Annotated in this window: 10 protein-coding genes; 9 read left to right on the forward strand and 1 reads right to left on the reverse strand. The window is 37.2% G+C overall.

Annotated features, from left to right (window positions below):
- Nucleotides 1-45: 45 nt before the first annotated feature.
- A complete protein-coding gene (pbp3, locus tag HMPREF2780_RS11530; RefSeq protein WP_008809629.1) occupies nt 46-1,284 on the reverse strand; it encodes a D-alanyl-D-alanine carboxypeptidase PBP3 in 1,239 nt (412 codons plus the stop codon).
- A 292-nt stretch (nt 1,285-1,576) separates the two neighbouring features.
- Here pbp3 and HMPREF2780_RS11535 point away from each other — a divergent pair, with 292 nt between their 5' ends.
- The 9 genes from HMPREF2780_RS11535 to HMPREF2780_RS11575 all read left to right on the forward strand — a co-directional run.
- The gene (locus HMPREF2780_RS11535) at nt 1,577-3,538 is read left to right on the forward strand and encodes a peptide ABC transporter substrate-binding protein (RefSeq protein ID WP_061596797.1); all 1,962 of its coding nucleotides are present in this window, start codon (nt 1,577-1,579) and stop codon (nt 3,536-3,538) included.
- Nucleotides 3,539-3,754: 216 nt separating this feature from the next.
- Nucleotides 3,755-5,713 (forward strand): peptide ABC transporter substrate-binding protein, encoded by a 1,959-nt coding sequence (locus HMPREF2780_RS11540; RefSeq protein ID WP_061596798.1) that lies wholly within the window; start codon nt 3,755-3,757, stop codon nt 5,711-5,713.
- Nucleotides 5,714-5,963: 250 nt separating this feature from the next.
- On the forward strand, nt 5,964-7,946 hold the full coding sequence (locus HMPREF2780_RS11545) for a peptide ABC transporter substrate-binding protein (protein ID WP_061596799.1): 1,983 nt from the start codon (nt 5,964-5,966) through the stop codon (nt 7,944-7,946).
- 277 nt (nt 7,947-8,223) lie between these two features.
- Nucleotides 8,224-10,215, forward strand: coding sequence for a peptide ABC transporter substrate-binding protein (locus tag HMPREF2780_RS11550; RefSeq protein ID WP_105026638.1), 1,992 nt, complete (start codon nt 8,224-8,226; stop codon nt 10,213-10,215).
- Between the two features lie 64 nt (nt 10,216-10,279).
- Nucleotides 10,280-11,776: an ABC transporter permease gene (locus HMPREF2780_RS11555; RefSeq protein WP_008809624.1), complete on the forward strand. Its 1,497-nt coding sequence runs from the start codon at nt 10,280-10,282 to the stop codon at nt 11,774-11,776.
- A complete protein-coding gene (gene oppC / locus HMPREF2780_RS11560; RefSeq protein WP_008809623.1) occupies nt 11,776-12,702 on the forward strand; it encodes an oligopeptide ABC transporter permease OppC in 927 nt (308 codons plus the stop codon). The genes HMPREF2780_RS11555 and oppC overlap by 1 nt, the downstream gene beginning before the upstream one ends.
- Before the next feature lie 8 nt (nt 12,703-12,710).
- Nucleotides 12,711-13,778 carry an ABC transporter ATP-binding protein gene (locus tag HMPREF2780_RS11565; RefSeq protein WP_008809622.1) on the forward strand — a complete coding sequence of 356 codons (1,068 nt, stop codon included), beginning with the start codon at nt 12,711-12,713 and terminating at the stop codon, nt 13,776-13,778.
- Between the two features lie 10 nt (nt 13,779-13,788).
- Entirely contained in the window at nt 13,789-14,712 is a 924-nt protein-coding gene (locus tag HMPREF2780_RS11570; protein WP_012130756.1) for an ATP-binding cassette domain-containing protein, read from the forward strand.
- Between the two features lie 200 nt (nt 14,713-14,912).
- Nucleotides 14,913-15,393 (forward strand): sigma-70 RNA polymerase sigma factor region 4 domain-containing protein (locus HMPREF2780_RS11575; RefSeq protein WP_061598896.1); only part of this gene is annotated, 481 nt, incomplete at its 3' end.

The raw sequence follows: 15,393 nt of genomic DNA on the forward strand, positions 1-15,393 counted from the left end.
TTTTTTTATTCAAAAAACATCAGGAAGTTTTCCTTCCTGATGTTTCTATAATTTTTTATTAACGTATTCTACAAAGTTATTCCACCAGACTTTCAAGAAAAAGCCTTGCGCAACTTCCTTTTCCGTTTCCATTGTAATGCTGGGTTGTTCTTTTAAGTAGCCCTTTCCAATTAAATCAGTGTCTTTGTAGCTTAAAGTTCCGATTGGTGTATGTGCTGCGAGAGGAGCTTTGAACTCCTGTTTATTTTTTTTGAAAGTGACTTTTGGTTCTAGGTCGCTCCCAATTCTCTGGATAATATTCAAATTGTTTGATGCAATAGCCTTGATTTGATCTTCATTTCCGTTGATGATTGAAATGTGACTGTCTTCATAAGGGGTACCCTTTTCGGCTAATGTAGTTACTACGAAGTTATTGGCGATATAGTCCATGACGCTAGCAGTAGCTAGGAAAAGAGCTTTTATATCTTCTTCAGCATTTTCGACATTTAAAACGACTGTAATGAGTCTCATATCTCTTTCATTAGCAGAAGCGATGAAGGAGAGGCCACCTTGGTCGGAAATTCCGATCTTTAATCCATCCACCCCCTTGCGATAAGAAGGCATGTCTTTTAACATATAATTCGAACTATTGACTTCTAATCCGTCAAAGTTGAAGCTAGTTTTTTCGGTAATATTTAAAACTTGCGGATAATCTTTAATGAGATGATAAGATATAAGGGCCATATCATAGGCGCTTAGCTGATTTTCTTCATCTTTTTTGGAATTAGGATAGATATTATCTCCGAGATGAGAGTTGTTTAAACCAGTTGAATTGACAATTTTTGCATCAGAAATTCCCCATTCTTTTAGTTTGGCTTTCATAAGATCGACAAACTTTTTTTCGCTTCCAGAAATTTTTTCAGCTAGGGCGATGGTGGCGCTGTTAGCATTAGCGATAAGAGAAGCTTCTAACAATTCTTCTACAGAGTAGCTTCCTTTGTCTAGAGGGAGGTTGCTGATGTCGTAATTAGTTGTCAGCTTTAGTGCATATTCGGAAATCTCTACCTGGCTGTCCATGGTAATTTTTTCGGCTTTTATGGCGTCATAGACTAGATAAGCTGATAGAAGTTTGGTCAGACTTCCAATTGGTACAGGGCTAGTAGCTTCTTTTTCATAGAGAATTTTTCCAGTATTTAAGTCAAAAGCGATAGCATTTTTGGCGGCAACATCAAAATCATCTGCGGAAACAAGAGGACAAAAGCTGCAAAATAAACAAATAAATAAAAGTACTATAATTTTTTTCATATCTCTTCCTTTGAGTAGGGATAATCCTATTGTACCATAAAAATAGCTGTTGTAGAGGTTTGGATTCTTTGTGAAATGAGCATTATGAATAAATATACTTTGTGAATATGAACGTTTTTTTAATGATCTTTTTACATTATTTTTATTTTAAACAAAAAGACGAACAAAAGTGAATGTGTAGGCGCTTGTGGAACAAAAAACAATATAATGCTTAAAAATTTTTTAAAAAATACTTGTTTTTATAAAATAATAGAGTATAATAATACAAATAACATTAAAAGGAGATGCGACAATGAAACCAGTGAAAAAATTAGCTGTTTTAGGGCTAACGCTTGCTTCTGTTTTTACCTTAGCAGCATGTGGAAATTCTAACTCAGGGGCTTCAAAGACTTATTCTTATGTCTATTTAACAGACCCAGATACCTTGGATTATACAAATACTAATCGTTCAACTACATCTGATGTTATTGCAAACTTAGTGGATGGACTATTAGAAAATGATAAATACGGAAATCTTGTGCCATCTCTGGCAGAAGATTGGACAGTATCGAAAGATGGTTTGACTTATACATATAAGCTTCGGAAGGGTGCTAAATGGTATACTTCTGAAGGTGAAGAATATGCAGAAGTCAAAGCGCAGGACTTTGTTACTGGTTTGAAGCACGCGGCTGACAGCAATTCAGATGCGCTTCCAATTGTTCAAAACTCTATCAAAGGTTTGGATGCTTATGTAAAAGGTGAAAGTAAGGATTTCTCAACAGTTGGAGTTAAGGCAATTGACGATTATACAGTCCAATATACACTCAATCAGCCAGAAAGTTATTGGAATTCTAAAACCACAATGGGTATTCTCTTCCCAATTAACGAAGAATTTTTAAAATCATCTGGTAAAGATTTCGGTACTGTAAAACCTTCAGGAATTCTCTATAACGGTCCATATTTCCTGAAGTCCTTCACATCTAAATCATCTATTGAATATACAAAAAATGACAACTATTGGGATAAAGGCAACGTGAAAATTTCAGACGTCAAGTTGACTTACTTTGATGGTTCTGATCAAGAGGCGCTTGTTCGTAACTTTAAAGATGGTACATACACACAAGCTCGTTTGTATCCAAATAGTTCAAGTTATGCTTCAGTGCAAAAACAATACAAAGACAATATTGTATACTCTCCTCAAGATGCAACATCATTCTTTTACGCCTTTAACTACAACCGTAAAGCCTACAATTTTACAGCCAAGACAACAGATGCTCAAAAGACATCTACAACAGCTGCTCTCTTAAATAAAGATTTCCGTCAGGCTATCAACTTCGCTTTCAATCGGACAGTTTATGGAGCTCAGCAAAACGGTCAAGAGGGAGCAACTAGCTCACTTAGAAATAGCTTAGTACCGCCAACATTCGTTCAGATTGGCGAAAAGAACTTTGGAGACATAGTTGAAAAAGATTTGGTGAGCTATGGTGATGAGTGGAAGGGTGTTAAGTTGGACGATGCTCAGGATGGACTCTTTAATGTTGAGAAAGCTAAGGCAGAATTTGCCAAAGCAAAAGAAGCTCTCCAAGCACAAGGTGTTGAATTCCCAATTCACTTAGATCTTCCTGTTGAACAAACAAACAACCTCTTGGTACAGCAGGCTAATTCATTTAAACAATCAGTTGAAGAAGCCCTTGGTAAAGATAATGTTGTTATTGATGTACAGCAAATGTCTACAGAAAATAAAAATAATGTAACGTACTTTGCGGAGACTGCGGCTCAAAAAGACTACGATATCAACATTGCTGGTTGGGGTCCTGACTTCCAAGATCCATCAACTTATTTGAATATTTTTGATCCAGATAAAGGAGATATGCTCCAAAATATCGGTTTGGAAAAAGGACAAAATGCTGATTTAGCAGACAAACTGGGCTTGAACGAATTTAAGAAATTAAATGAAGATGCAGATTCTGAAAAACAAGATACAACTGCTCGCTATACAAAATATGCAGCAGCTCAAGCTTGGTTAACAGATAGCTCTTTGGTCATTCCGATTCAATCAAACGGTGGTAGTCCGCTTGTTATGAAGGCAGTTCCGTTCACAAAACCTTACTCTCTGGTTGGTATCAAAGGTGATGTTTACGTCTTTAAGTACAGAGAAGTTCAAAATGACATTGTAACGGCGAAAGACTACAAAGCCGCTGAGAAAAAATGGAAGAAAGAAAAAGAAAAATCAAATGCCAAAGCTCAAGAAGAATTGGCTGATCATGTTAAATAGACCTAAGGCTCTACATCTTTGTGATGTAGAGTTTTTTGCTCATATGTAATGTTTTCTGACATAAAAAATGAAAAAATGGTCAATTTTTACTTAAAACGATTTATTTTTTCAGGGAAATAGGGTATAATGGACAAAATGGTAAAAAACTAGAGTGATATTTCAGAGAAAACCTCTCATGGATGATTTGAATATCTCTTATTTTGAAAGGAGTATTTCATGAATAAGAAAAAAAGATTTGTTGGAGTTGGACTTGCAGTTTTATCTTCTGTGATTTTAGCTGCTTGTAGTTCAACAGCATCTAATACAAAGGTGTATTCTTATGTATATAGTAATGATCCAGATTCTTTGGACTATGTAGTTGCTAATCGTGCTACCACTTCAGATGTGACTGGAAATCTGATTGATGGTTTGCTTGAAAATGATAAGTATGGGAATTTGATTCCGTCTCTTGCTGAAGATTGGACCGTATCTAAGGATGGTTTGACCTATACTTACAAGCTTCGAAAAGATGCTAAGTGGTATACCTCAGATGGCGAAGAGTATGCTGAGGTAAAAGCTCAAGATTTTGTGACAGGATTGAAGCACGCAGCTGATGGCAAATCTGAAGCTCTTTATCTTGTCCAAAATTCTATCAAAGGATTGGATGCTTATATCAAAGGAGAAACTAAAGACTTTTCAACTGTAGGTGTAAAAGCGCTGGATGATTATACAGTGCAGTATACTTTGAATAAACCAGAAAGTTACTGGAATTCGAAGACGACTAGTGGTATTTTATTCCCAATAAATGCTGATTTCTTAGCTTCCCAAGGAAGTAGTTTTGGCTCAGCTAAACCGTCTAGTATTTTGTACAATGGTCCTTATATTTTGAAGTCTTTAACGGCAAAATCTTCTATTGAATATAAGAAAAACGAAAATTATTGGGATAAAGAAAATGTTCCCATTGAAGATGTAAAACTATCTTATTATGATGGATCCGATCAAGAATCCTTAGTTCGTAATTTTAGCGATGGTGCTTATACCCTGGCTCGTGTATTCCCAAATAGTTCAAACTATGCCTCTGTTAAAAAGAAATATACGGATAATATTACTTATTCTCAACAAGGTGGAACTTCATTTTTCTATGTCTTTAATGTAAATCGTCAGTCTTATAACCATACTTCTAAGAAAGATGACAAGCAAAAATCAGATACCAAGGCTGCTATTTTAAACAAAGATTTCCGTCAGGCAATCGGTTTTGCTTTTGACCGAAAAGCTTATGCAGCTCAAACGAATGGCGAAGACGGAGCATCAATGGTCTTGCGCAATCTTGCAGTACCACCGACATTTGTGCAGATTAGGGATCGGAATTTTGGAGATGTCGTGAAAGAAAAACTAGCGAGCTACGGTCAAGAGTGGTCTGATGTCAAGTTAGAGGATGCCCAAGACGGTCTATATAATGCTGAAAAAGCTAAAACAGAGTTTGCAAAAGCTAAAGAAGCACTGCAGGCTCAAGGTGTGAATTTCCCAATTCATCTAGATTTGCCAGTGAGTCAGTCTGATAAGGCTGGAATTCAACAAGCTAGTTCCTTTAAGCAGTCTGTTGAGTCAGCTCTAGGAAAAGATAATGTAGTAGTTGATCTCCAGCAAATGTCCGAAGATGACTTTAATAATACGGGTTATTTCGCCAACTCGGCTGCTCAAAAAGATTATGATCTTTCAACCAGTGGTTGGACTCCTGATTATCAAGATCCTTCTACGTATTTAGATGTTTTTGATCCTACAAATGGTGGATTGCTACAAGCGATTGGAATTGAACCGGGTCAAAATCAAGATGTTGTGTCAGCTCTAGGATTAAATGATTATAAAGCTCTGAATGACGATGCAAATAAGGAAACGTCTGATACGAGCGTGCGTTATGAAAAATATGCAAATTCTCAAGCTTGGTTGACAGATAGTGGATTGACCCTTCCAAGCATCTCAAACGGTGCCAATCCGCTAGTTCAAAAATCAGTTCCATTTACTAGAGCTTACTCTTGGATTGGAAGCAAGGGGACTGCTACAAATTATAAATACATGCAGCTTCAAGAGGATGTTTTGACAACTAAGGATTATGAGAAGGCATTTAAAACCTGGATGAAAGAAAAAGAATCATCTAATGAAAAAGCTCAAAAAGAGTTAGAAAAACATGTAAAATAAAAACAACCCTAACGAGGAGGCTAAATAGCTTTCTCGTTTTTTTATGAGGATGAGATTATCAAGCTTTAAGTAGTGTCTTTGCCTGGTTTGATCGCCTCTTTTGGATGATTTCACAGGCACGTCCCAATATGCTATAACCAGCTATAAAAAATAATTATAACAATATAGATTTTTTTTGATAAAAAGGTTTTCATTTCTATTTGAGAAGTGTTATAATCTAAGATAAATCTAACCTAAATAGGAGAATGTTATGAAGAAACGCAATGTTTTAGCCATGGCTGGTGTTACTTTACTTGCTGTTGGTGTCTTAGCTGCCTGCTCTAGTTCTAAGTCTGGATCATCAAACACAAATACTAATTTTACTTATGTTTATCAAACAGACCCAGAAACTTTGGACTATACCTTGTCAAGTAAGACCTCTACCCACGAAATCACATCTAATGTCATTGATGGTTTGCTTGAAAATGACCAATATGGTAATCTTGTTCCATCTCTTGCAGAAAACTGGAGTGTATCTAAGGACGGCTTGACTTACACTTACAAATTGCGTAAGGGAGTTAAATGGTATACATCCGATGGCGAAGAATATGCAGATGTAACTGCTAAGGATTTTGTGACAGGTTTGAAACATGCTGTAGATAAAAAGTCAGAAGCTCTTTATATGGTGGAAAATTCCATCAAAGGATTGGATGCCTATATCAAAGGCGAAACAAAGGACTTCTCAACAGTAGGGATTAAAGCTGTCGATGATCATACCTTGCAGTTCACTTTGGAACACCCAGAAAGCTTCTGGAATTCTAAATTAACAATGGGTGTCCTATTCCCTGTTAATGAAGAGTTCTTGAAATCTAAAGGAGACAAATTCGGTCAAGCCACTGATCCGACAAGTATCCTTTATAATGGTCCATTCTTGTTGAAAAGTATAACTTCGAAGTCCTCTATCGAGTTTGCGAAAAATCAGAACTATTGGGATAAGGATAATGTCCATGTCGACAATGTTAAATTAGCTTTCTATGATGGGCAAGACCAAGAATCCTTAATTCGTGGCTTTAAAGACGGCTCTTATAGTAAGGCACGTGTTTATCCTCGTAGTTCAAACTATGCATCTGTAGAGAAAGAATATAAAGACAATATTATCTTTAGTCCTCAAGGTTCATCTACTTTCACTGTTTTCACAAACATTGATCGCCAAAGTTATAATCATACTTCTAAAACGACAGATGCACAAAAAACATCTACCAAAAAAGCTATCTTAAACAAAGACTTCCGTCAGGCTTTGAACTTTGCTTATGACCGTAAGGCCTATTCTGACCAAGTGAACGGTGAAGAAGGAGCCCTTAAATCCGTTCGTAATCTCTATGTTCCACCAACATTTGTCCAAGTTGGTGATAAGAATTTCGGAGATGTTGTAAAAGAAGATGTTGTCAAATACGGCGATGAGTGGAAAGACGTTGATTTCTCAGATGCGACTAACGGTCTCTACAATCCAGAGAAAGCCAAAGCGGAATTCGCCAAAGCAAAAGAAGCCCTTCAAGCAGAAGGCGTGGAATTCCCAATCCATCTGGATATACCAACAATCCAAACCAATACTCTTATTGTAAAACGGGCTCAATCTTTGAAACAGTCTATTGAAAAGAGTTTAGGAACAGACAATGTTGTGGTTGATATTCAAATGCTATCCCAAGAAGATGTTAATAATATCACCTACTACGCTCCAAATGCAGCTGCTTTGGATTGGGATATCACAGACCAACTTGGCTGGACTCCTGACTTCCAAGATCCATCATCATATTTGGAAATTTTACATCCTGAAACAGGAGACAATACAAAGAGTTTCCTTGGCTTTGAAGCAGGAAAAGGCAATGCAGCTGCTAAACAAATTGGTATGGATGAGTTTGGAAAACTTCTCGATGAAGCTGCAGCTGAGAAATCAGACGTAAATAAACGTTATGAAAAATACGCAGCAGCTCAAGCTTGGTTGACAGATAGTTCAATCTTACTTCCAAGTACTTCAAATGGTGGAGGAGCTGGTGTAACTAGGGTTGTGCCATTCACTGCTGCTTTTGGTTGGACAGGTAACAAATCAGATGGTGCCTTCCTCTACAAATACATCAAGCTTCAAGATAAACCAGTAACGAAGAAAGAGTATCAAGAAGCTGAGAAGAAATGGATTAAAGAAAAAGAAGAATCTAACAAAAAAGCTCAAGAAGAACTTGAGAAGCATATAAAATAATCCGTAATTCTCCCCTATCTCAATGAGAGATAGGGGTGTTTTAGTAATTAAGAAAGAAGAAGGATAGTTGTTTTTTAAGAACGAAAAGAGGATAGTAAGAGCCGTTATTTTTGAAATCGCCAATATTTCACATGTTGAATATCCTATAGGAGCTATGTATTTGTTGGCTATGTGAGTCAATATCACAAAATATTCTGACAATTCTGGTTTACATTTAAATTATTATGTGATATAATCTTAGACAAAACTAAATTTGAAATTGAAATGGAGAATATAGATGAAGAAAGGTAAAATCCTTGCACTTGCGGGAGTTGCTCTCTTAGCTACTGGTGTTCTTGCAGCGTGCTCAAATTCTACATCAAACTCATCAAACTCATCAAGCTCTGGCGCAGATCAAGTTTTTAACTATATCTACGAAGTTGACCCAGAAAACTTGAATTATTTGATCTCTAGTAAAGCAGCAACAACTGACCTTACAGCTAACTTGATCGATGGTCTTTTGGAAAATGACAACTATGGAAACTTGGTTCCATCGATGGCTGAAGATTGGACAGTGTCTAAGGATGGCTTGACTTATACTTATACACTTCGTAAGGATGCTAAATGGTATACTTCTGATGGTGAAGAATATGCTGATGTCAAGGCACAAGACTTTGTGGCAGGTCTAAAATACGCTGCTGACAACAAGTCTGAAACTCTTTACCTTGTTCAAAGTTCTATCAAGGGCTTGGATGACTACGTTAATGGTAAAACAAAGGATTTCTCATCAGTTGGCGTTAAAGCAGTTGATGACCACACAGTTCAATATACTTTAAATGAGCCAGAAAGTTTCTGGAACTCTAAAACAACAATGGGTATCCTTTATCCAGTCAATGAAGAGTTCTTGAAGTCTAAAGGTGACAAGTTTGCTCAAGCTGCTGACCCAACTAGTCTTCTATACAACGGGCCATTCCTACTTAAATCTATCACATCTAAATCATCTATTGAATTTGCTAAAAATCCAAATTATTGGGATAAAGATAATGTCCATGTGAGCGATGTTAAATTAACATACTTTGACGGGCAAGATCAAGGTAAACCAGCTGAGCAATTTGCTAAAGGTGCTCTAAGTGCGGCTAGACTCACTCCTACAAGTGCTACCTTCTCTAAAGTAGAAAAAGAATTCAAAGATAATATCGTTTATACTCCTCAAGATTCTTCAAGCTATTTAGTTGGGGTGAACATTGATCGTCAAGCGTACAATCACACAGCTAAGTCAAGTGATGCACAAAAATCATCAACAAAGAAAGCTTTGATGAATAAAGATTTCCGTCAAGCTTTGAGTTTTGCATTCGACAGAACGGCTTATGCTTCACAAGTTAATGGTAAAGAAGGGGCTACGAAAATGCTCCGCAATCTCTACATTCCACCTACTTTTGTTCAGGCAGATGGTAAGAGCTTCGGCGAACTTGTGAAAGAAAAAGTGGCTAGCTATGGAGATGAGTGGAAAGATGTAAACTTCGACGACGCTCAAGATGGCCTTTACAATAAAGAAAAAGCTAAAGCTGGATTTGCGAAAGCTAAAAAAGCTCTCCAAGAAGAAGGTGTAGAATTCCCTATTCATTTGGATATGCCAGTAGACCAAACTGCTAGTGCTAAAGTTCAGCGCGTTCAATCTTTGAAACAATCAATTGAGAGCTCGCTTGGGACAGATAATGTGGTTGTTGACATTCATCAAATGAAGACTGATGATGTTTTGAACATCACATATTATGCTGCTTCAGCTGCTGAAGAAGACTGGGATATTTCTGATAATGTTGGTTGGTCTCCTGACTATCAAGATCCATCAACTTATCTTGAAATTATCAAGCCTGGCGGTGAAAACACCAAAACATTCTTAGGGTTTGATGGTAAAGAAAATGCAGCTGCAGACCAAGTTGGTTTGAAGGAGTATGCTAAGCTAGTTGATGAAGCTGCCGCTGAAAAGACAGATGTAAATAAACGCTATGAAAAATATGCAGCCGCTCAAGCATGGCTAACAGATAGCGCCTTGTTGATACCAACAACAAGTAGGACTGGACGTCCAGTTTTAACTAAGATTGTACCATTTACAGCTCCTTTTGCTTGGTCTGGTGCTAAAGGTCGTGACATGGCAAGCTACAAATATCTAAAATTACAAGATAAAGCTGTCACAGCCAAAGAATATCAGAAAGCTCAAGAAAAATGGAATAAAGAACGTGCAGAATCTAATAAAAAAGCACAAGAAGAGTTAGAAAAACACGTGAAATAACCAATCATTAGAACTTTCTCTAAAAGGAGAGAAAGTTCTTTTGGGATTTTAAAGGAAACGATAAATGAAGAAATATATATTTATGCGTATCTTACGCTCCCTGGTGTCGATTTTCTTAGTAACGGCTTTGACCTATACCATTATTTATACAATGGTGCCAAGAAAATTGATTTTTAAACAGGATCCTAACTATAACAAGATAGCAACCACAAAAGATAAAAAAGCCAATTACGAAAACACAATCTATGAACGTATGGGCTATGTGGATTATTATGATACGAAAGAGTTACAGGAGAAAGCTAGCAAGGAAGATAGCTCTGTAACTGTTGAAGGAACTGATGCAAACAAAAAAATCTACGAAGCTTATATCAAAAAATTAGGTAATGGCTGGAAGCTTCACCAATTTGAAGAAAGCAAGCAGTTTTATGCTGTTCGTGAGGTGCCAGTTCTTGAACGTGTTCTTGGCTTCTATGGGAATTTGATTCAATTTGACCATACTGGTTTTGTCAAAGATGAAACGAATCCAAAACTTAAACGTTATATTCGTATTGAAAACGACCCTGCTATTGGTTGGTCTGTAGTTGGATCAGGGACGAAGCATAAATATTTACTATACTTTAATGCTCAATTCCCGTTTGTTCATCAAAATTTTGTGACCTTGAACTTAGGAAATTCTTACCCAACTTATGCAAATATTCCTGTATTACAGGTTATTTCACAAGGGCAAGGACAAACCAAGTCATCTGAGGTTCAATTCCCTACAGGAAAGAAAACCTCATCAGTTAATATCTATTCACGTACTTACAAGTCACCAAGTAAAGCTGATTCGCGAGATATTGCAAACTATGGAAAAGACGATCCATATACAGCTACAGAGAGCAACTATCAATATCCATCCATGCTTGTTAGCTCAGCGATTATTGGTTTGATTGGTATTGCAATCTCTTATTTAATTGCTGTCCCATTAGGGTCTTACATGGCTCGCTTTAAAAACACTTGGATTGATAGTTCATTAACGGGTCTCTTGACCTTCCTTTTGGCCCTGCCAACAATTGCCTTAGTTTATATTATTCGCTTGGGTGGTTCATCTGTTGGTCTTCCAGATTCTTTCCCAGTTCTTGGTGCGGGAGATTGGCGTTCGTACGTTCTTCCAGCAGTTATTCTGGGACTTTTGGGTGCACCAAGCACAGCTATCTGGATTCGTCGTTATATGATCGATTTACAATCCCAAGACTTTGTACGTTTTGCCCGGGCTAAAGGATTATCTGAAAAAGAAATTTCAAATAAACACATTTTCAAAAATGCCATGGTTCCATTGGTATCAGGAATTCCAGGAGCCGTTATCGGGGTTATTCAAGGAGCAACCTTGACAGAAACTGTCTTCGCTTTCCCTGGTATGGGTAAAATGTTGATTGACTCAGTTAAAGCTTCAAATAACTCTATGGTAGTCGGATTGGTCTTCATTTTCACTGGTTTATCAGTCTTTGCCTTACTCTTAGGTGATATTTTGATGACTATGCTTGACCCACGTATTAAATTAACAACAAAAGGAGGTAAATAATGGCTTCTATTGATAAAAATAAATTCCAATTTGTCAAACGCGATGATTTTGCCTCTGAAGCAATTGATGCTCCAGCCTATTCATACTGGAGATCTGTTATTCGTCAATTTCTAAAAAAGAAATCTACCATTATTATGTTGGCGATTTTGCTAACCATTATTTTAATGAGTTTTATTTACCCAATGTTGTCTGATTTTGATTATAACGATGTAAGTAAAGTTAATGATTTTAGTGCTCGTTATATTGCGCCAAATGGAAAATATTGGTTTGGTACAGATAGCAATGGTAAATCTCTCTTTGATGGAGTGTGGTTTGGTGCTCGGAATTCTATCTTGATTTCCGTTATTGCGACAGCCATTAACTTGATCATTGGGATTGTTGTTGGTGGTATTTGGGGGATTTCTAAATCTGTTGACCGCGTTATGATGGAAGTCTATAACGTTATCTCAAATATTCCGCAATTATTGATTGTTATTGTCTTGACTTATTCGATCGGAGCTGGATTCTGGAATCTAATCTTTGCCATGACAATTACTTCATGGATTTCGATTGCTTACTTAATTCGTGTACAAATCATGCGGTATCGTGATTTAGAGTACAACCTTGCCAGCCGTACTTTGGGAACGTCTACTTTTAAAATTGTTGCTCGAAACATTATGCCACAATTGGTATCTGTTATCATGACGACTAGCTCTCAAATGCTTCCAAGCTTTATCTCTTATGAAGCCTTCCTTTCTTTCTTTGGTTTGGGGCTTCCAGTCACTGTGCCAAGTTTAGGGCGTTTGATTTCTGACTATTCACAAAACGTTACAACTAATGCTTACCTTTTCTGGATTCCATTGACAACCTTGATATTGGTATCCTTGTCCCTTTTCATCGTCGGACAAAATTTAGCGGATGCTAGTGATCCACGTACACATAGATAGGAGTAAATATGATACAAAATAAAAATGTAATATTGACTGCTCGCGATATTGTCGTGGAATTTGACGTTCGTGATAAAGTCCTGACAGCCATCCGAGGTGTATCCCTTGATTTGGTTGAAGGAGAAGTATTAGCTTTGGTAGGAGAATCAGGATCAGGTAAGTCTGTGTTGACTAAAACATTCACTGGGATGTTGGAAGATAATGGGCGCGTTGCGCAAGGTGTTATTAACTACCGTGGTCAAGATTTGACAACTTTAAAATCAAATAAAGATTGGGAAAAAATTCGTGGTGCTAAGATCGCTACGATTTTCCAAGATCCCATGACTAGTTTGGATCCAATCAATACAATAGGAAGCCAAATTACTGAAGTTATTATCAAACACCAAGGCAAAGATGCAAAAGAAGCCAAAGAAATGGCAATCGACTATATGAAAAAAGTTGGAATACCTGATGCAGAACGTCGGTTTGAAGAGTATCCTTTCCAATATTCTGGAGGAATGCGTCAACGGATTGTTATCGCTATTGCTCTTGCTTGTCGTCCAGATATTCTAATTTGTGATGAGCCAACTACGGCTTTAGATGTGACAATACAAGCACAAATTATCGAACTTTTAAAATCATTGCAGAACGAATACCGCTTTACAACTATATTTATCACTCATGACTTGGGTGTTGTTGCTAGCATTGCCGATAAAGTAGCGGTTATGTATGCTGGTGAGATTGTTGAATACGGAACGGTTGAAGAAATTTTTTACGATCCACGCCATCCTTATACATGGAGCTTGTTATCTAGCTTGCCACAGTTGGCCAATGATCATGGTGAACTCTTCTCTATCCCAGGAACTCCTCCGTCTCTTTATACCGAGTTGAAAGGTGATGCCTTTGCTCTTCGTTCGGATTACGCTATGCAAATTGATTTCGAAGAAAAAGCACCACAATTCCAAGTCACAGAAACTCACTGGGCTAAAACTTGGTTGCTTCATGAAGATGCACCAAAGGTTCACAAGCCTGAAATTATTGAAAATTTACATGATAAAATTCGCTTGAATATGGGCTTTGCTCATTTAGAAGGCTAGGAGGAAGGAAATGTCTGAAAAATTAGTAGAAGTTAAAGATTTGGAGATTTCCTTTGGTGAAGGGAAGAAGAAATTTGTCGCTGTTAAAAATGCAAATTTCTTTATTAATAGAGGTGAAACTTTCTCGCTCGTAGGTGAATCCGGTTCAGGGAAAACTACAATTGGTCGTGCAATCATTGGTTTGAATGAGACGAGTAAAGGTGAAATCTTCTTTGATGGTAAGCAGATTAATGGGAAGAAGTCTAGAAAAGAATCTTCGGAAATTATTCGTAAGATTCAAATGATATTCCAGGATCCTGCTGCGAGCTTAAACGAGCGTGCAACAGTTGACTATATCATTTCTGAGGGCTTGTACAACTATCATTTGTTTGAAAATGAAGAAGAAAGAATACAAAAGGTTAAGAATATTATTCATGAAGTTGGATTGCTTTCTGAACATTTGACGCGTTATCCGCATGAATTCTCAGGAGGGCAACGCCAACGTATTGGGATAGCGCGGGCTTTAGTCATGCAACCAGATTTCGTTATTGCTGATGAACCAATTTCTGCTTTGGATGTATCCGTTCGTGCTCAAGTGCTAAATCTTCTAAAGAAATTCCAAAAAGAACTGGGGTTGACCTATCTATTTATCGCTCACGATTTGTCAGTGGTACGTTTCATTTCAGATCGTATTGCAGTAATCTATAAAGGTGTAATTGTTGAAGTAGCTGAAACGGAAGAGCTCTTTAATAACCCAATTCATCCTTATACCAAATCGTTATTATCAGCCGTTCCAATTCCAGATCCAATCTTAGAACGTAAAAAAGTACTTAAAGTCTACGATCCGGATCAACATGACTATTCAGTTGAAAAACCTGAAATGGTTGAAATTAAACCTGGCCACTTTGTTTGGGCTAACAAAACCGAAGTAGAGAACTATAAAAAAGAGCTCTAATATCTAAAAACAAATCATTCTTGAAGATGATTTGTTTTTTTTACTAAAAAACACACCAAAAAGTATGTGAAAAGCAATTTTTAATTCATTATAAAAATAAATTAGTTACAAACACACGCCAATGTCCGCAAAAGCTTAGTTCTTTGATAGATTAATAGGTGAGGAGATATCCTCTAAAATCAAAAAGAAAGGACTAGTCAATGAAGTTTGAGGACGTATACAAACAAGTTGAAGGGATAGTCAAGCGCTGTTATAAAGATTATTATCTGCACTTATGGGAGTATGCAGATTGGAGGCAGGAAGGGATGTTGGTGTTGTACGAATTGTTAAAAAGTCACCCCAACCTACTAGAAGATCAACCACGACTGTACCGTTACTTCAAGACCAAGTTTCGGAACAGAATTCATGATTTGATTCGTCGCCAAGAGAGTCAAAAGCGGAAATTGGACAGGCAACCCTATGAAGAGGTCAGCGAGATAGGTCATCGTTTAAGAATGAAAGAGCTGTATCTGGATGAATTGGTAGCCTTTAGAAGTGCAATGGCAGAGTATAGAAGTCAGCTCAGTCCAGAAGAATCAAAACAATATGAGCGTCTGATGGCAGATGAAAGATTCAAAGGACGTAAGGCAATGCTCAAAGATCTGTCTTATCACTTAAGGGATTTCAATCCCCGTTTAGATT

This window comes from Streptococcus sp. HMSC062B01 (assembly GCF_001811085.1).
GTDB lineage: Bacteria > Bacillota > Bacilli > Lactobacillales > Streptococcaceae > Streptococcus > Streptococcus gordonii.